Here is a 17,716-nt window from a genome sequence, read left to right as displayed (position 1 = left end):
ACTTTTACGTTATGATAGTTTAGGTGTGCCCTTTGTGTGTTCGTCGTAGTATGTGGTTCCCTTACAAAGATGCGTTGTGCAGTCGCTCCTTTATCTAGTTCCAGTGGCGTCCTTGCCCCGGTTGCTGGCCTTCCCTATCCTTGTTTTTCTTCCAAAATTTTTTCCATTCCATTTCAGCATGGATTAGGGTATCGTCACACATTATTATCAAATTTACTGGCTACTACTATAACCGATATACCTTACCTTTCGCTTGATGTTCCAAGTGATATCGTTAGGCTCCCTAGGAATATTTCTCTTGAGCTTCACAATATATTATTTGAGCATGCTCATTATCCGGTTCTAGAGAGATTGTATCACTCGGCGGAGAGTGTCGTTGATCTTCAGCTTACGCGGGATTGCATTCCCAAAACTTTTGTTCGAGACGGAGAGGAATATATCATTCCTCTAGGGGAGCATAGTATTCTACTTAAGATTCTTCGGGATGACTTTCAGACAAGTAATGATGGAAATATAGAGAAATTCCATCTTGTCCAGGATGTTTCTGGCTCTGATGGGGCTGATAGTTCTTTTACATTCTGTAATGGTGTTCTGAGATTTACTCACAATTCCTACCTGAAATTTATTAGCATCTTGAGCCCTGATCGATTGAAAGAAATCGAGAGCAGCCTTGCTGAAGCAAGAATTGCTGATTCTGTACGAGCGTTGGTACGTTATCTTTCTGCCGCTGAGGGCGAGGTTACCTTAGACAAAGATTCAATAGTTAGAGGGCTAAGGGACTTTAGGGATAAAGTGTTATTAAACTCCTCGTTTATTCAGGGAGCAAATGATCCAGTAGCGGTGTTGCGTGCTCAGCATTATCATCGTTTTGTCTGTGGTGTAGTAAATGTATATCTGAAAGCATTGTCGGATTCTACTGCAGTTTCACAAGAAAAATTCGGGCAAGTTTTCCCAAAATTGAAAGAGCTCATTAGTGGAGTGTTATCTTTCTATGAGGATAGTTGTGGATTCGGATATGGAAGTTGGGTGCTCAACTTGTCTTTTTCTGAACTGCAGAGTTTGTTCACCTCTATTAGGAGTACCAAAGATCTTACATCGGATGTTTTTGATATTCCTCTATATGGGATCGTTTCCCTGAAGGACTACTTGTCCTGCAGCGAGGCTGCTCTGGAAGGGGTAGGAAGGTACGTTGCTTCTATTGATGGGCTATCAAATGAAAATTGCAGTGACTTTATTGCTTGCCTCAAACCTCTTTTTCGGGATGGTATAGTCATTGAGAGATCTGAAAGGAAAGTCCTTTGCGAAAAAGTGCACTCCTTTCTTTATATGGTTTTTCCTTTTTTGTCTTCAGTCTCCGCGGTTTGTGCAAAGCGTTTCGAAAGAAGGGACGATGATTGGGGCGGGGACAATAGTGTAGCTTCGAAAATAAGGGAGCAATTGGATTTACCGATACGAAAGAAAAGACATTTTCGTCTCCTTGGTATCAGTGGGAAATTTTTGTATAAGCGCAAGACGGGAACATTCTCTTTAAAAGAGTTGTTTTCACAGCTTCGTACTTGTTTCCTCCGTTTCTGCGCAATCGTGTTGCTGGTTTTAGTTTCCGTTGCATTTGTTGTCTGGGCGGTCACTAAAATTCTGATGAAGTTTTTCGTTCACAATAGAGTTTTTACACTGAACTATATTGCTAAGAGTTTTCTGGTAGCGTTCTTGTCACTTTTCATATTGGACCTTCTGCTTTCACCGCTATCTGTTGCGTTATTTGTCTCTACGATGTTACTGCTAAAGTTCATCGATGCTTTTCTTCTTGGTAATTTCCTCTCCACGTGTTGTACAGCTCTGCACAATGTTGTTATTTTTTGTTGTACCACTGTACGTAATTGTCTCTCAGAAGCGTTACTTGCGTTATATGAAGGGAATTTTCTAGCCATTATGGTGCGTCTTATAAAAGTCGATTTCGTACAAGCTCTGAAAACTGCGCCTAGAAGGTTGATGGATGCAATTGATGGGTATTTTATTAGAAGTCAAGGATCCTTTGTTTGGTATCTTCCTTCTACTTGGAATTTTAACATTTTGAATCCCTACGGGTTCTATCATAACTTCTACAACATTACTAGCTCCAGACGCTCGGAAGCCGTATTTATGGCACGCCTGATATATCTCTGTGAAGTTGCGTGCGATGCGCGCAATACTTGTGCCATGGAAAGGCAATCTTTTCTTGGTAATTTCTTCCACATCATTTCAGTTGATCTCAGTGTTGTTAAGTTCAGTGTTAGGCGGATAAAAGAACTCTCTATGAAGTACATTCATTGTGAGTGGCTTTCTGAGTTTGCAGACTTGAGTACCGGTGAAGTGAGTATGTATGACGTATCAAGGACGTTGTTACGAATACACGTTTGTTCGTTTTCCAGTTGTATGTGTGGGAGCGATAAGACTCCAGAAGAGGTGCTGAGTGAGGTAAGAGTTTTACAGCGGTACTTTGATTCGTGTATTGTGAAGAAAAATGTGAAGGCTTTCGGTTCATCCAGACAGTGTTGGAGGATTTCTAATTCTTTGCATTTGCTTGAGGATCTACTACAGGATCAAGAGATTGTAGGCGGCACGGTTGCTTTTGACGTTCTAAGTGAGGAGTTCGCTCCAGTATTATCAGAAGCGCGATCCTTGTTGTGTAAATTCTATACTTCTATTGCTGTTCCTGTACCCGCTGTTTTGAAGGGAAATTCATATGCCTTCAAGAATGATGATACCTATAAGTTTAGCAAGCGTGTTGCTAAATCATATCATTTGTCCTTGCCGGGTACACTACTTAGACATATAGAGAGCTTTTTCTTGGTATTTATTAGATTTTTTTCTCTCTTGTTCAACGTGAGTTTTGCCAGGCTCAGTGCTAGATTACATTTACGTAAATATTATCCTCCTACTCTTCCGACGCCATTCGGATCGCAATTGAACGCGGAGATAAATAGACTTGCTCCGCATGTAAACAAGATCTCAGCTGAGATGGGTGCCTTGACTGAATTTGATTCCCAAGCGGGTGATATTAGTGCCTGTGTAACTACTATGTCCGATGCTAAGGAGGTAATTTCTGAGAAAATCGCTCAGTATGAATCCTTGTTTGTCGAAACAAATCCAGTAACTCGACAAGCACGTGAGGGCTTTTGGCAGATTGCGGAGAAAGTGCGGCTGCTAGTTAACACGAAAGGTATTGCCGCGTTTCGTTGAAAAATTCCGGTGAAGTACCTTGTGTAATTAGTGAAATTCTTATCTTTTCTGTTTCTGGGCTTCTGTCGGGCTCTGTTTGTCTTTTGCAACCTCCGAAATAAGATGCTACCATCGTTTTGATTCTCTTGGCACTGAAGATGGGGATACGTTCTAGCACCGTAAGGAAAGTCACTGAAATCATAAGGAAGGTTTGTAATCCGTTAGTCAGGGACTTCCATGAAATACAACGGTTACAAGGTTCTCCGAATTTAGGGACTTTTTTTCAGGAAGCTTACTCGAAGGTTGGATCCAGGTTGGAACGTGATTTGCGTGATTATAATATCGCAACTGGCTCCCAGTATAAGATAGTGATCTTCCCTGTAGATGGAAAAGAAAATTTTCTTCGCGGAATACCAGAATTCACAGTATCAGTACTACTCAAGAAGGGTGATGAGCCGGTCATATGCGTGATAGAAGCACCATTATCATACACCACATTCTACGCTGAAAGATCCTATGGAGCCTACCTCGAAGATTTAGGTGGTATCGTGCGTTTGAAAATAAAGACTTTCACTGATATCGGTAATACGGTTGCTTTACTTAATTACCCTGAGAATCAATTTAGTTTTCGGGAGTGTAGATTGCTAGGATGTGATAGCTTGAGTGCGGCCTATCTAGCCTCTGGGAGAGCGGATGCACTGCTTCTGAATACGGAAATTGTGAATCCTAACATGTTACTCTTAGTAAGGTTAATTGCTTCCGAAAGTAGTGCAAGGGAGCTCAAATTTCATAGAAACTCACTATTTGGTCATTTTGGTTTATGTGAGAGGCTTGAACCGACTATTCCTAGAATGAATATTTCAGGTGTATAAGGGCACATTCTACATGTTAGAGGAAATGTTCCAGCGCAAATTAAAAAGGAAATCCCTCGTCGTTGATGTGGCCGGCGTGAAAATGGGTGGTGGTAATCCAGTTATTGTGCAGTCCATGACATCTGGAACTAGGGTGGATCCTAACAACATACTTGCAATCGCGGAAGATGAATCCAGAGAGGCGTTGGCACTAGCAAGGGCTGGTTCCGAGCTAATCAGAATCGCAATCAATAGTGAGAAGGCAGCAGCTGCGATTCCATACATAAGGGAAGCCTTAGATAAGGCGGGTTTTGAGAGCATTCCTTTAGTCGGGTGTGGCCAGTATGAGGTTAAACAAATTCTGGAGACTCAAGCAGAGGCTATCAGGTCCCTTGGGAAAATGAGAATTAATCCGGGCAATATAGGCTTTGGTTCCAAGCGAGATGCAAATTTTGACAAGGTCATTGAATTAATTTGTAAGTATGATCTTCCAATCAGAATTGGTGTCAATTGGGGAAGTTTGGACCAGTCCCTACTACAAAAAATCATGGACGACAATGCAAAAATGGAAAAACCTGCATCCTATTCTGATGTGTTGCGGAGTGCGTTGGTCCAATCAGCATTGATAAGTGCCAAGCGTGCCGAGGAATTGGGTTTGAAATCCGATAAGATCGTTATTTCGTGTAAGGTTAGCAATTTCCAGGATTTAATCTCAGTCTATTCGTCATTGGCGGAACTCTCTAATTATCCGCTGCATCTTGGGTTGACTGAAGCAGGTATGGGCAATCCCGGAATAATAAAAACGACTGCCGCTCTCGCTGTGTTACTGCATAATGGCATAGGAGATACTATACGCGCTTCTCTTACCCAAAAGCCCGGTGAGTCCAGAGTCACTGAAGTTGAAACCTGTCAAGCAATATTACAATCGATGGGGTTACGTGCATTTGCGCCGCAGATTACGTCTTGTCCTGGTTGTGGTAGAACAAGTGGGGATTATTTCCAGAGACTTACTTACGATCTAAATGCTTACATTATGGACAATCTGAGCGAATGGAAACAAAAATACCGGGGTGTAGAGGATTTTAAACTTGCTGTCATGGGTTGCGTGGTGAACGGACCAGGTGAAGGTAAACATGCAAATATCGGTATCAGTTTGCCTGGATATAATGAGAAAAAAGTCGCAGCTATCTTCATAGATGGCAAACCAGCGAGGAAATTAACAGGTGACAACATTCTTGAGAAGTCCAAACAGATTATAATGGAGTATATACAAAACAAATACACTACTTCTGGTCATTGATCTTTGCGCCACTTTACAATACTCTCCATCTGTATGCTTAGTCCGATCTCCATTTTTCCGAAACAATCCCAGATTCAGGGGCTCTATCTTTGGATCAGCCTAATAGTAGCTTTATTGCATCACCACCATGGAGCATGAAGAAAAGTTTATAGAAAGCGATTATTCTTCCACTTTGTGCCTGTCTTAATTGGATCCTGGCCTTCAACAGTTCCAGCTCGGCATCTATAACGTTGAGGTTGCTCTTCAAGTTCAACTGTGCCTCCTGTTTGATGCTTTTGAAAGCAATGTCATGGGCATCAACTAGGTCACGAGAGGCAGCGACAAGTGATTCAGAATTGCGATAATTATTCCAGGCTTCACGTACTTCCTGTTCAAGAAGTTTATTTTTAGCACTGTACTCATGTTCCTTTAAAGCCTTATTCTCGTATGCCATTGCTACAACGATGCTATTCTTACCACCAGTGAATAGTGGCAAACCTATGTTCAGCACTGTTTGTGAGGAGAGATACCGTACCCCATCTGCGACAACCCTAGTTGAGGGAGCATATTGGAAGCTCGTCTCTACACTGACTGAAGGCATCCAGTTTCCAATGGCTTCGGCAATTTTTAGCTTCGCTGATTCCCTGGAACTTTTCGAAGCTTTCAGTGTCATATTATTAGCCAAAGCCAGTTTCATCACATCATTCAAGGTATTAGGGATGTATTTTCTATTGAAATACGGCTCCTGAAGGTTGTCTGATAGATGTCGCTTTCCTGTAAGATATGAAAAGAAGTCCTTGCTTTTTTCCGCGCTATTTTCAGCCCGGAGATACTGTGACTTAGCTGACGAAAGTCTAGCTTTTGCATATGCAAGCTCCCCTTTTGTACTTTCTCCTAATTTCAGTGCGCGATGTACGGCATCCAGATGCATCTCCAGAGCACGAATACTTTCTTTATATAGAGCAAGAGTCTCTTCGGATTCGATCACCCCCAAATAAGCCTCAATAACCTGTAATAGAATCTTATGTACCGCATCTGCGTGTAGAAACTTGGCGCTCAAGTGATCATGCTTAGCCATCAGTAACCTGGATGTTGGGGCAATCAAACTCGAAAGATTGTGTTTAACTACTATTCCGATTCCTGGGTTTGTTAGACTTCCTATTCCAATAGGTGACCAGAGTTCCCCATGAAGATCGTAGCTCAGCCCCAACGCTGCAGTAGGTAGCAAGTCAGAAAGCGCTATTTTCGACTGCAGGGATGACAGCTCAGATTGTCTACTTATGACTGCTATGTCATCATTATTTGCGAGAGCATCCCGGAGTGCATCCTTCAGGTCATAGGGGTATGCAAAATCCGCCGCAACGAAAATAAATATCAAGGTCAATAAACGCATTCTGATACAGGCCGGAAACAAGGGTTAATGGTATCACCTATCTTACCATATTTCAAAAAAGATCCGACAGTATTCGAGTTTACTAGCGCATCTGCAGCCTATGATCCGAGTATCGGTTTACTTGAATTTGAAAACTATTGGTAACCTGAACGTTCCATTGCAACACCTTGCATCGATAAATCATATAGCTCCTAATCGATAATTATCACCTTCGAATGGTCTTCATTTTTTCGTGTGGATGTTTTGCTTGAATGCTTTTGGGCTCCATTCTTTTTCCGCTCGGCTTGCTTGGGCGATTTTGAGCTTATTTCCTTATCACTACTTTGTGCAGGATCCCCTCTAACAGTCGAGGCGCTACACCTAAAACTAGTAATATTCACAGGTTTTATCGCATTAACTAGCGCCATGCTAAAAATAGTATTAGGATGCAGGTTGCAGTACGCAACAGCTCCATCTAAGACCTCTGTAACTTTATCAGCGTTTGCAAAAGTGCCGCAATTTTGTATTGCACCAAGTGCCAAGGCAAGTACCTGAGTAAGTTGCCTCTTTTTCCCCTCGTCTTGTAATTGTTTTGAAATCTCAGAACAAGGAGTCATACCGCCCTCAACATAGCTCATAGTGAGAAAATACTCAAGGATCGGATTGGCATTCGCAAGACCAGCGGTAGCAAATATGTAGAATAACAGAAGAATCAAACGCATGGGAAATTCGGCAAGTCTCTTAGGATCCTATCACAAAAAAACTAACCAGAGTATAACTTCGATTTCGCACAGTCATCTTGGACTTCGCAACACAAAGCCGCGACCTAAAAGAGATAATTCCAAATTGCGAGTCACCACTGAAGGTTATACAGAAAACTACATAGGTAAGTTATCATGTTTTTTCCAGAGGGTTGTCGACTCCTTACCGGAAAGCATTTCGAAGGCTTCGATAATTTTTCTTCTGCTATCTGCAGGAGTTATGATGCTGTCTATGTAACCCCTAGATGCAGGGACCTTAGGGTTAGCAAATTTTGCTTTGTACTCTAAGGCCAGTTCAGCTGCTCTTCCAGGCGTGGAAATTTCTCTTTTAAAGATGATTTCCACAGCGGCTTCTGGGCCCATGACAGCGACTTCTGCTTCTGGCCATGCGAGGTTCACATCACTTGCGAGGTGTTTCGAGCCCATCACTATGTAGGCTCCACCATACGCTTTCTTCACGATCAGTGTAACCTTGGGGACAGTTGCCTCCGCGTATGCATATAGGAGTTTTGCCCCATGCTTGATAATAGCATTCTGTTCTTGTACGGAACCCGGTAGGAAACCGGGAACATCAACTAACGTGAGGATCGGGATGTTAAAAGCATCGCAGAACCGCACAAAACGTCCCGCTTTTCTTGATGAATTTATATCCAGACAACCAGCCAAGACTAAAGGCTGATTTGCTACGATTCCTATATTCATTCCGCCGATCCTTGCAAACCCAGTGAGGATATTCTTAGCAAATTCTGATCCTAATTCAAAGAAGTAGCCATCGTCCACTAGTGCACCGATGATACCCTTCATGTCATATGGCAGATTTGATACCATCGGCTTCGAGTAGTTTAGCCACTCGGTCTGCCTATCGACGGGATCATTACAGCTATTCTTACGTGAAGGTTCACAATTGTTCTGTGGAAGGAAATCTATGAAGTCCCTGACAGAAATGAGGAGCTCTGCATCATTTGCGAATGCTTTATCGCATACACCCGATTTCTTTGTATGCACATCGGTGCCACCCAATTCATCTTGAGTTAAATCCTCTCTAAGCACGGTTTTCACAACCTTAGGGCCGGTGACGAACATATAACTCGTATTTTTCACCATGAAAATAAAGTCCGTGAGTGCGGGGGAATAGACTGCGCCACCAGCGCAAGGCCCCATGATTAGCGAGAGCTGAGGAACAACACCAGAAAGCTGAACATTACGCCTAAAGATCTCACCGTAGCCTGCTAGGGAATCCACACCTTCCTGTATCCTTGCGCCACCTGAATCATTTATTCCAATAATTGGACTACGCGTCTTTGCAGCGAGATCCATGATTTTACAGATTTTCCCGGCATTTTTCTCGCTCAGCGAACCACCAAGTACCGAGAAATCCTGTGAATACGCGAAGACTTTCCTACCTTTGATGTAACCATATCCTGTTATCACTCCATCACCATCTACGATTCTCTTTTCCAAACCAAAATTCATGCATCTATGCTGGACTAGATCATCAATCCTGGTAAACTCGCCGTTGTCGAAGAGAATCTCCAATCTTTCACTGGCGCTGAGCTTTGAATTTTTCGCGATTCTTGTGCTGCTAGTATCCTTAGTGGAAACGTCCGTAGTAATTTGAAGAGAATTTCGCATGAGAGAAGCGCCAGTAACAAGTGGATTATAACTATTTATACTGTTCTAGGTCAAGAAAAAGGTCAAATATCACAATGAATATCATTAAGATTAATACAATAACTTCCCCAGATTGTGATATTCCATTTTAAATGCTTGTAAATTGAATAAAACTGCTACTAAAGCTTGCACTATTTGTATTATCTTGTAGAAATCTAGCATTTTTATCGTATGAGTATAGCTTTTTTTGAATTGCTGCGTTACTCTCGAAAAGTAATCGAGTGGAGTGCTGCAGAGTTACTTAATCCGGACAGGCGTTCTGCTGGGTAGTACTTTTTAGAGATAAAAGGAAGTCGATTTCTTAGGGAGCTTAAATGAAATTTGATACAATATTATATAAAGGCTCTTCCGCCTTTTTCGGTATCTTGATCGCAATAAATCACCTTTTTGGATAGAAGATGAGTCACTGGTCGATCAGATGTGTCGGACTAGGAAAAGATTAAGTGGTCCTGTTGATTTAATTAATCTTTTCTGTATGTTCTTCCAGTGTGTGTTTGTTGATTTTCCTATAGTGTCGTGTTCTGGGTGGGGTTGTTGTGATTCTTGGTGCTACTCCTCCATTATAGCGCTCTCAGGACGATATGCTTGATTACTTTAGTGCTTTTTGTATCTTATTGTTCTTGGAAATCGTTCTGGGTATAGACAATATCATCTTTATTTCCGTTGTTACTAGCAGACTCCATGAAAACAGTGGTATACGGTACTTCGGTCTCGGACTTGCGCTTTTCTTCCGTCTAGTTGCACTTTTCTCCGTTTCGACTCTTTTGAAGCTCAAACAACCTGTTTTCTATGCACTGTCAATACAGGACGTCATTTTCATTATCGGTGGACTGTTTCTTTCATTCAAAGGACTGAGTGAAATTATTCATGACGCCAAACCGAAGATTAACAATGAATTCAAGGTATATAGCAAACTCTCAGCTGTGCTATACATTGCCTTTATAGACCTTGTCTTCTCAATTGACTCTCTTCTGACGGCGCTTGCGATAACACAGAACATGCTCCTCATAGCATTGGCCTTTAGCGTGACTATAGTTTTCATGGGAGTTGCATCCGATGTGGTTTCGAAGTGGATCACTTTGTTCCCTGAATTGAAAACGCTTGCTTTGGTATTCATTACATCCATAGGGATTGTGCTTCTCTTTGATGGGATCCACATTGAGATCAATAAGAACTATCTATATTTTGCATTCGGATTTTCGTTGATTGTGCAACTGTGCAATATCGCGAGGAAGTCTATATCGCTATCCGACAAATAGATGGTCAGATCTGCTATTGAGATTCCTCCTTAGTGAGGTCTCTTCGCTCAGTTTTTAATGCAAGCATTATTCTTCTAGCCACGTCTAATGGGCAAGGAGCTTGTGTGATGGCTCGTCCTATGACTACGTAATCAGCTTCGTTTACCGGTAAATTGAAGATGTCTACGACCCTTTTCTGATCACTTAAAGAGGAGCTGGAAATTCCAGGCGCAACAATGATGAAATCTTTTCCGCAGGCTTGTCTTACCAAAAGGGATTCCTGTACAGAACAGATTACACCATCCAAGCCACAGTTTTTTCCGAATAGTGATAGATTTTTCACGTATTCAGGTAGTGGTTCTCTGATTCTGTTACTGATCAAATCCTCCTGTGAGAGACTTGTCAGGGCCGATACACCCAATAGGCAGATTTTCGTATTAACAAGGGCACGTCTAGCTGCTAGAATCATCTCCTTCCCACCAGTGATGTGGACAGTCAGGAACTTAATACCACGAATTTTCCTGATCACCTCGATTGTCTTCGATACAGTGTTCGGAATATCATGGAGTTTCAGATCCAGGAATATAGGCAAACCAATGGAAGCAATCTTCTCCACACCTGAAATGCCGCATGAGGAAAAGAACTCGGATCCTAGTTTTACAACATGAATGTGATCGGATATACTGGCTACCAGCGAATATGAATACCCAAAATCGGGATTATCTATAGCGCAGACTATTTTTGGTTTCACTACTTTAATGCTATCGCGAACTCAACGTAATACATAGCATGATATCTGGAGTTTTGCATATAATCGGAATATGCGGCATAGGGATGTCTGGTATAGCACAAGCGCTGAAGAACCAGGGTTATACAGTTCAAGGATCAGATGCGGATCCTGGGGATACGGCACATCTACTTGCTAGAGCTGGAATAAGAGTGGTGCATGGTCTGTCTTATATTGGAGATGCTGATTTTATAATATATTCCAACGCTGTCCCTGAAGATCATCCAGAACTTCAGTATGCCAGGCTTCTTGGGAAGCCTCTTCTTAGACGCTGGGAAATCCTAAAATTCCTGCTGCAAGATAAGGAGGTCATAGTTGTTTCGGGCTGTCACGGAAAGACAACGACTACTGCCATGATAGGCGAGATTCTCACTGATGCTGGAAAAGATCCGACTATTATCTGTGGCGGAGTAATGCAAAGGTTCGGGAATAATGTGCGATTAGGTAAGAGCAGTCTTTATGTAGTTGAAGGTGATGAATCGGATGATACATTTTCCCTTCTTCCTAGAGATTTTGCCGTAGTGACCAACATAGGTGACGATCACATGGAATACCATCAAGACGTCTGGAACTTGGAAAAAAAATTTCTCAGATTCATTAGTAATACAAAAGCGATCATTCCGAATTTGAAGTGTTTTTTCTCTGTTGAGGGCTTCCGCTATGATTATGATCTTGAGAGTAATGCTTCCAGGATTGCCATGGTCGAACCTGAAGGATTGAAAATGCGTTTCCGATATAAGCTGGATGAGTATCATGATTTTCTTTTGAATGCATTGGGACTCTTTAATGTCAAAAATGCAATGGCTGCGATTGCATGTACATACTCCTGCGGTGTTGGCGTGGAAGTAATAAAAGACTCTCTGGAGAATTATGGCGGAGTCTTCAGGAGAATGACATTTATCGGGGAACTTTTAGGTTCCAAGGTTTTCACTGACTACGCCCATCATCCAGATGAGATTCTATCAACTGCTGATGCGCTGTCACATATGGGAAAGCTGATTTTGGTGGTACAGCCCCACAGATATAGCAGAGTCGCTAAGTTTTTCGAGCGGTATTCTAGTCTCTGGAGAAAGGTCAATGCCCTGATCTTCTTGGATATCTATCCCGCCGGAGAAAAACCAAATGGTTATGATTCAGAGCAGCTGTGCTGCAGCGCCAGGGAGCAAGGTGCAACGAAGGTCTTCCACGCGAAGAATGATAAAGAAACTTATGATAGGATCGTTGAAATAAACACAAAAGGTGCCATAATTGTTTTCATGGGTGCGGGGGATGTCAACAAACTGGCCTGCCGTATTGTCGATTCTTTTGAAGTCTTAAAGTGAGAAAGTAGTACAAAATATGCCGAATACTGCTAGTGCAAAAAAAATGGTACGCAAAACGCAAAAGCGGACCTTAATTAATAAAATGAGAATGAGCCGGATAAAGACCTTCATTAAGAAAGTGAGGGAAGCAATTGCTACCGGTACCAAAGATGTTGCAGTCGAGGCGCTGAGGGTCGCTCAACCTGAGGTCCATAGAGGTGTCACGAAGAGGGTTCTTCATAAAAATAAGGCAGCGAGAATCATAAGTAGATTGTCAAAGCATATCAAGACCATGGGCTGAGCCCACGTGCTGGATTTCTGTGTCTATTGGCGCTGTTCCTGAAATGTTCAACTGTGTGTTTACATTCGTAAGTAACAATTTAGGTATTGTATTAAAGTGAAGTTCTGTTCTATTATTGCATTTGTTTTTGGAATATTTTCGTTATGGCTCGTAGGCTTGACATCAGACTCATTCAGAAGTCCATTCTATGCGGATTCAAAGGGTTCGATAATTTTATTATTGGGTCTCTAGTTGCAGTTAATGGCACTCTCTTGGAGAAGGGTGGCTACACAGAAGGTGCGAGAAAAAAACGCGAGGGATTATATGGGATATATAATAATATCGTCCCGGCACTGGAGACAGTCATATGTATGGGGCTTATTTGCCCTCTTCTATCCGAGTATATTTTTAACTTTATTCCAGGCTTGAAAGAGAGTAAGACTCTAAGAATGATCATTGCGCTCTTTACGTGTATGGTCTTGATGATGTCTATTTGTGCATTGTTGAGGATCACTGGGAAGCGTCTGGACTGTTGTGATGACTACGATCACGAGAGCGCCTATAAGAGAAGCGGGAATTACGCTGTCCATTTTAAGATTCCTGGTTGTCCAGGCGCAAGGAATTCACTTCAAAAGTTTGTAAACTGGCGCTGCTTCTCGTTCGATCAGTGGTGCCCTGAAAAGCAAGAGGAATCTTCTACTTCTCCTCAGGAAGGTGCAAGTAGCGGAGGAGGTTGTGTTTCATCATTTGCCTTTCATTTTTTCTGTGCGCTTACTGTTCTCCCTTTTTTCCTAATACTTCTTGCGCTGAACATTCTTGAGTTGCCCCTTATCTTCCTCTTTGATTGTGTTGCTATGTGCTTTCCTCAGAAGAATGAAGAGAGTAACGAGCGGGAACAAAAGCTATTTGCCGGAACCAGGGATGTAGTAAAGCAGATGGCTCACAACTTTTTTCAGGTTCTGCAGCCGCTGTTGTGCTTTTTACCTTCTACTGCTCGGGGTAGGGCTGGTAGTGGATTCCAATCCTTTGCGAATTTTGTTGATGGCGCCCCAAGTACAGCTAGTGCCAGCGCAGATATTACGCCGATTTCGCCTGGTCCTGGGGTATCTACGTAGTATGGGAGGGCTCCCGTGTATCTTTTGTGAGAGTCCGTAGGTCCTCGTATGCAAAAAAGAGCTGTGGTCTTGCTGAATCTCGGTGGACCAGATTCCATAGAGGCAGTTGGGCCTTTTCTTTTCAATCTCTTTTATGATCGCAGGATTCTTGACTTGCCTAATCCTTTCAGATACCTGCTGGCCAGATGGATTTCCTATAAGAGATGCACGGAGGCGCGTTCTATCTATGGCCGACTTGGCGGTAAATCGCCCATACTACTGGAAACCCGCAAGCAAGCTGCGGCTCTGTGTGAGGTTCTTGGCGGTGGTTACGAGGTTTTTGTCGCCATGAGGTATTGGCACCCTTTCATTCATGAGAGTATACCGAGACTGAATAGTGGTGAGTTCTCTGAAGTGATTCTTTTGCCTCTTTATCCTCAGTTTTCCAGTGCTACCTCGCTCTCCTCTATAGAGCAATGCTTGGATCTTCTTCGTGTTCCGACTAGGGTAGTGTGTTGCTATTATTCTCATCCGCTCTTCATTGAGGCGCATGTCGAAATGATTCTCAGCTATTACAATGTTGCACTCGATTTCGGAAAACCTGTGATTCTATTCTCTGCACATGGTCTCCCGCTGAAGATGGTAGAGGAAGGGGATCCGTATCAGTTCCAGATTGAATCTTGTGTTGAGAGGATAGTTTCGCGCATCGGAATAAAGGAGCTGGATTGGGAAATTTGTTACCAAAGTAAAGTCGGCGGACGAAAGTGGCTAGAGCCTGATACCATTACCGTGATCAAAAAATACTCTAATCGGTCATTGGTGGTTGTTCCTATTGCATTCGTCTCAGAACATTCTGAGACACTAGTAGAATTAGATCTGGAGTATTCGGTACTAGCTGAACACTTTTTTAGGGTCCCTGCGTTGTCTGTGCATGCGAAGTTTGTGGAGTGTTTGGCCCAGCTCTGTAGTGAACCCTCACAGGGTGCTACGTGTCCAATAGGGTGTAAACAGTGCTTCCGCAGATACAGCTCCAGAACGTAAGTGTGGGATGCTCTTAGTACTTTATCATCTTAATGATAAGCGCTCTTCTTCGTTTGCTACGCCATCTATTTGAGTTTCCTGTAGTCTTATAAGCGGGATGTTTAGCTCCTTAGTGGACGCTATGTACTGATTACATTTTTCAACCAGAAGTTCTTTTGATAGTTTTATTTCAGTAAGTAGTGACTTTAATACACTGTTGTATTCTGCCTTAGCGCCTCCTATCTCTTCTTTAAAACATGGGATGGAGATAAGAAATGCAACGAATACTGCTATGAATGCTATTGACAGAGAGGTAAATAGTGGTTGCCCATACTTTTTGGCATGTACATTGTGAGTGATAAAAGTAGCCGCAGTTGCAATGATGCTGATAGCACTGTAGAAGAAAAATACAGCAGTACAAATCCTTGATAGGCGCAACTTGTGTTTCAAACCCTGAAGGTTTTTAGCGGCGAGTATGTACCGTTTCTTTAAGTGAGTCAGGTCAGGACTCTCATCCTTGCTGGTACTTGAAGTAATCTTTGCTAGTATCCAATGCGAGAGATACTCTGATGCAGTAAGCGTGATGTCTGAGGAAAATGTACGTCTGTCGGGCGCTAGTGTGTAGGAAAGGGTACATCGCAGTAACGGTGACATATCAGGTGCGCGTATCTCTATAGATGCACTACTGGATTTGTATCTATTGATCGTGAGATATCGAGGGCTGACATATCCTACCGCTTTGTGCAGAATCTGCTCGGAGATATCTCCATTAGTTACAACAATATCTCGAGCTTTAAAATTTACTTTAAGATTCATGTTTCTTGATAGGGGTAGGCCCGAGACCTAGGAAGCGTTACAGATAAGCAGAAATAGAGAAACTGACAATCATGTTTCCAAGTGAGGAGAATCCTGAGATTAACAAGAGATTCCATTGGAATTATACCCGATCAGTTACTCCAAAGTAAATCTTTCTGCCCAGTAGATGTACTAATAACCTGGACTATCCAGATGTTTCATTTTGAGGGTATAAATTTCCAATTTTAATACAGTGTATAGTTCCCTTTCCTTTGTGGCGAAGGTAATGGACTTGACATACACGTGCCCAGGAATTTTTTCAACTAATTCATCCAGGAACATGTAGAATTTCATTTTGGAGTCAACTGAAAAAGAGAGGGATACCTGGGTTACAATCACATCATAGAATGCAGAACCTCTTAATGCTTCTATTTTCTCCGAATTCTCGATTTGGAAGTTGTAGTTTTCTAGTTCATAATCGTCCCTTATTAGTTCAAAGAGAAGAGTAAGGTTCTCAACACTATTCGAAAAAATAACCTGTGTCGCAAGTGAATCCTCTGTGATTAGCTTTTTGATCTCAGCTTTCATTTTATCAATATCCGAGCGTTGTTTACTGACCTCCCACTGATTGATTTTAAGAAGCGTAATTGTTTCCTTAAACTGATTGGTATAGTGGAATACGACAAAGCACAAAAGGAGAATCGAGGAGAGTAACACTATATGTTTCAGATAATGCTTTGCCATCGTTTCTAAGCTCCCAGCGTGACAACCTGTCCGTTCAATATGAAACGGTGATTTGCGTAGTATTTCTTTATTTCCCTCATCATTGACGCTTCATCAACTTGTGGAGTACCGTCCACAGAGAGTGATACTCCGTTGTCGCTGTACTCGACCTGGAGACCTGTTACCACAACCTGATTTTCGAGTCTCAACAAATAGTCCGTCGGGGATTTGTTTGGACTCTGGAACAACTTATATAGCTTTATTTTCTCCTGGGATTGAGTATCGTAGTTATTTAGGTCCTCTTTTAATCCAGCAGAAACGATGTCTAGGTAGCCCAATTCCTTTGAAATCGCATTGCTCTCCATTGTGTAACTGTTGAGTTTTATCTCACAGAAGAAAATACTAAATACTGATAACAGGAACATTATCACACTTACCAAGGTCTCAGTTTTTTCCCTAGAATACTGTTTTTCCAGCTTAGCGTACTTCCTTGGCAGTGTCCTATATTTTAATTTATTCAGTAATATATTTCTCGCGAAAAGTAATTCGCCTCTATCTTCGTCTTCTTTGAAGAAATTTTCAATCTTGAGCAGGATAGCGGCTTCGTAGGGCGTAAGAAGGAAGATATCTGCGAGTTTTTCTTCAGTCTTGATGATCTGGTTTATCGTTTTAGTTGCAATTACGACAATGTTGTTGCTCGTAATTAATGATAATTCCTCGATTTTCTGTAGAATTTCCCCTGCTATCGAAGTTGGGGTGTTTTGTTCTAGGACTATACCCTTCATATCCAGGGGGACATGTTCTTTGCTTAGATAAATTACTGTAAGACTATGTGGTGCGCTATAAACAAGGATCGCGTTGTTTTTCTGTAATCTGTTGTGGGAATTGAATAACTTCTTCGATATTTGTCGGATCTCCACAAATGGGAAAAAGATACCTTTGAAGTTTCTTCCAGTCCTCGATATGAATCTCTCGATCTCCGGTTCTATCTCGGAGCAGACAAAAGAATAGCATAGTCTATTAGCGCTCCTACTAATCGGGAAGTACTCACATAAAGGATAGTGTCCGCATTTTTCTTCGAGTATGGTCTTTTGCAACAGAGCATTTATGTTTATATAGGAAATAAATGGAAAGTCTTTAGTGAAATATCTCTGCTGTACTCTGGAAGGGTCCAATAAGATGTAGCTCGATGCATTATTGAGATTTATAAGTTCTGCGAGTTGTTCCAGGTCTATGGTCTTGGATGAGACGATATTACTGTGATCGTTAGCTACTTCGAATAAGGTAATTTCTTTGCCTGAGATATATATTATTACCTTATCTAACATAGCCGTGGGCAACCTTTG

15 protein-coding genes are annotated in these 17,716 nt (G+C 42.1%); 8 read left to right on the top strand and 7 right to left on the bottom strand.

Annotated elements, in window-relative coordinates:
* Nucleotides 1-36: 36 nt before the first annotated feature.
* The 3 genes from NHE_RS03415 (at nt 37) to ispG (ending at nt 5,349) form a co-directional block, all read left to right on the top strand.
* A complete protein-coding gene (locus tag NHE_RS03415) occupies nt 37-3,219 on the top strand; it encodes a hypothetical protein (protein WP_156927355.1) in 3,183 nt (1,060 codons plus the stop codon).
* Between the two features lie 137 nt (nt 3,220-3,356).
* The gene (locus NHE_RS03410; protein WP_051579655.1) at nt 3,357-4,070 is read left to right on the top strand and encodes an inositol monophosphatase family protein; all 714 of its coding nucleotides are present in this window, start codon (nt 3,357-3,359) and stop codon (nt 4,068-4,070) included.
* A 13-nt stretch (nt 4,071-4,083) separates the two neighbouring features.
* The gene (ispG, locus tag NHE_RS03405; RefSeq protein WP_038560009.1) at nt 4,084-5,349 is read left to right on the top strand and encodes a flavodoxin-dependent (E)-4-hydroxy-3-methylbut-2-enyl-diphosphate synthase; all 1,266 of its coding nucleotides are present in this window, start codon (nt 4,084-4,086) and stop codon (nt 5,347-5,349) included.
* A 94-nt stretch (nt 5,350-5,443) separates the two neighbouring features.
* Here ispG and NHE_RS03400 read toward each other — a convergent pair whose 3' ends face one another.
* The 3 genes from NHE_RS03400 to NHE_RS03390 form a co-directional block, all read right to left on the bottom strand.
* Entirely contained in the window at nt 5,444-6,721 is a 1,278-nt protein-coding gene (locus NHE_RS03400; protein ID WP_038560006.1) for a TolC family protein, read from the bottom strand.
* A gap of 191 nt (nt 6,722-6,912) precedes the next feature.
* Nucleotides 6,913-7,422: a hypothetical protein gene (locus NHE_RS03395; RefSeq protein WP_051579652.1), complete on the bottom strand. Its 510-nt coding sequence runs from the start codon at nt 7,420-7,422 to the stop codon at nt 6,913-6,915.
* A gap of 156 nt (nt 7,423-7,578) precedes the next feature.
* Nucleotides 7,579-9,093, bottom strand: coding sequence for an acyl-CoA carboxylase subunit beta (locus NHE_RS03390; RefSeq protein WP_038560004.1), 1,515 nt, complete (start codon nt 9,091-9,093; stop codon nt 7,579-7,581).
* 620 nt (nt 9,094-9,713) lie between these two features.
* On the opposite strand from NHE_RS03390, the gene NHE_RS03385 reads away from it, so the two are divergent.
* Nucleotides 9,714-10,391: a TerC family protein gene (locus NHE_RS03385; protein WP_038560001.1), complete on the top strand. Its 678-nt coding sequence runs from the start codon at nt 9,714-9,716 to the stop codon at nt 10,389-10,391.
* A gap of 13 nt (nt 10,392-10,404) precedes the next feature.
* On the opposite strand, the gene pyrF is transcribed toward NHE_RS03385, so the two are convergent.
* On the bottom strand, nt 10,405-11,121 hold the full coding sequence (gene pyrF / locus NHE_RS03380; protein ID WP_038559999.1) for an orotidine-5'-phosphate decarboxylase: 717 nt from the start codon (nt 11,119-11,121) through the stop codon (nt 10,405-10,407).
* 38 nt (nt 11,122-11,159) lie between these two features.
* Between pyrF and murC the strand changes: the two genes are divergently transcribed.
* The 4 genes from murC to hemH all read left to right on the top strand — a co-directional run bounded on the left by murC (nt 11,160) and on the right by hemH (nt 14,873).
* Complete coding sequence (gene murC, locus NHE_RS03375) at nt 11,160-12,479, top strand: UDP-N-acetylmuramate--L-alanine ligase (RefSeq protein ID WP_084473299.1); 1,320 nt, start codon at nt 11,160-11,162, stop codon at nt 12,477-12,479.
* A gap of 16 nt (nt 12,480-12,495) precedes the next feature.
* Nucleotides 12,496-12,759 carry a 30S ribosomal protein S20 gene (gene rpsT / locus NHE_RS03370; protein WP_038559993.1) on the top strand — a complete coding sequence of 88 codons (264 nt, stop codon included), beginning with the start codon at nt 12,496-12,498 and terminating at the stop codon, nt 12,757-12,759.
* 143 nt (nt 12,760-12,902) lie between these two features.
* The gene (locus NHE_RS03365) at nt 12,903-13,853 is read left to right on the top strand and encodes a hypothetical protein (RefSeq protein ID WP_051579650.1); all 951 of its coding nucleotides are present in this window, start codon (nt 12,903-12,905) and stop codon (nt 13,851-13,853) included.
* 48 nt (nt 13,854-13,901) lie between these two features.
* Entirely contained in the window at nt 13,902-14,873 is a 972-nt protein-coding gene (gene hemH, locus NHE_RS03360) for a ferrochelatase (RefSeq protein ID WP_038559990.1), read from the top strand.
* 24 nt (nt 14,874-14,897) lie between these two features.
* Here the strand turns inward: hemH and NHE_RS03355 are convergent, their stop codons facing one another.
* From NHE_RS03355 to NHE_RS03345, 3 genes are all read right to left on the bottom strand, one after another.
* Nucleotides 14,898-15,668: a hypothetical protein gene (locus NHE_RS03355; RefSeq protein WP_038559988.1), complete on the bottom strand. Its 771-nt coding sequence runs from the start codon at nt 15,666-15,668 to the stop codon at nt 14,898-14,900.
* A 171-nt stretch (nt 15,669-15,839) separates the two neighbouring features.
* Nucleotides 15,840-16,391: a hypothetical protein gene (locus NHE_RS03350; RefSeq protein WP_038559985.1), complete on the bottom strand. Its 552-nt coding sequence runs from the start codon at nt 16,389-16,391 to the stop codon at nt 15,840-15,842.
* 5 nt (nt 16,392-16,396) lie between these two features.
* Nucleotides 16,397-17,698 carry a hypothetical protein gene (locus NHE_RS03345; RefSeq protein WP_038559983.1) on the bottom strand — a complete coding sequence of 434 codons (1,302 nt, stop codon included), beginning with the start codon at nt 17,696-17,698 and terminating at the stop codon, nt 16,397-16,399.
* Nucleotides 17,699-17,716 lie beyond the last annotated feature (18 nt).

Source organism: Neorickettsia helminthoeca str. Oregon (assembly GCF_000632985.1).
Taxonomy (GTDB): domain Bacteria; phylum Pseudomonadota; class Alphaproteobacteria; order Rickettsiales; family Anaplasmataceae; genus Neorickettsia; species Neorickettsia helminthoeca.
Note: the sequence above shows the minus strand (reverse complement) of the source record. Positions and strands in the feature narration are given on the sequence as shown.

Bases quoted from the DNA above. Each gene is read 5' to 3' on its own strand.
- NHE_RS03410 (WP_051579655.1), top strand. From the start codon at position 3,357: ATGGGGATACGTTCTAGCACCGTAAGGAAAGTCACTGAAATCATAAGG.
- ispG (WP_038560009.1), top strand. From the start codon at position 4,084: ATGTTAGAGGAAATGTTCCAGCGCAAATTAAAAAGGAAATCCCTCGTC.
- NHE_RS03400 (WP_038560006.1), bottom strand. From the start codon at position 6,721: ATGCGTTTATTGACCTTGATATTTATTTTCGTTGCGGCGGATTTTGCA.
- NHE_RS03395 (WP_051579652.1), bottom strand. From the start codon at position 7,422: ATGCGTTTGATTCTTCTGTTATTCTACATATTTGCTACCGCTGGTCTT.
- NHE_RS03390 (WP_038560004.1), bottom strand. From the start codon at position 9,093: ATGCGAAATTCTCTTCAAATTACTACGGACGTTTCCACTAAGGATACT.
- NHE_RS03385 (WP_038560001.1), top strand. From the start codon at position 9,714: ATGCTTGATTACTTTAGTGCTTTTTGTATCTTATTGTTCTTGGAAATC.
- murC (WP_084473299.1), top strand. From the start codon at position 11,160: ATGATATCTGGAGTTTTGCATATAATCGGAATATGCGGCATAGGGATG.
- rpsT (WP_038559993.1), top strand. From the start codon at position 12,496: ATGCCGAATACTGCTAGTGCAAAAAAAATGGTACGCAAAACGCAAAAG.
- NHE_RS03365 (WP_051579650.1), top strand. From the start codon at position 12,903: ATGGCTCGTAGGCTTGACATCAGACTCATTCAGAAGTCCATTCTATGC.
- hemH (WP_038559990.1), top strand. From the start codon at position 13,902: ATGCAAAAAAGAGCTGTGGTCTTGCTGAATCTCGGTGGACCAGATTCC.
- NHE_RS03355 (WP_038559988.1), bottom strand. From the start codon at position 15,668: ATGAATCTTAAAGTAAATTTTAAAGCTCGAGATATTGTTGTAACTAAT.
- NHE_RS03350 (WP_038559985.1), bottom strand. From the start codon at position 16,391: ATGGCAAAGCATTATCTGAAACATATAGTGTTACTCTCCTCGATTCTC.
- NHE_RS03345 (WP_038559983.1), bottom strand. From the start codon at position 17,698: ATGTTAGATAAGGTAATAATATATATCTCAGGCAAAGAAATTACCTTA.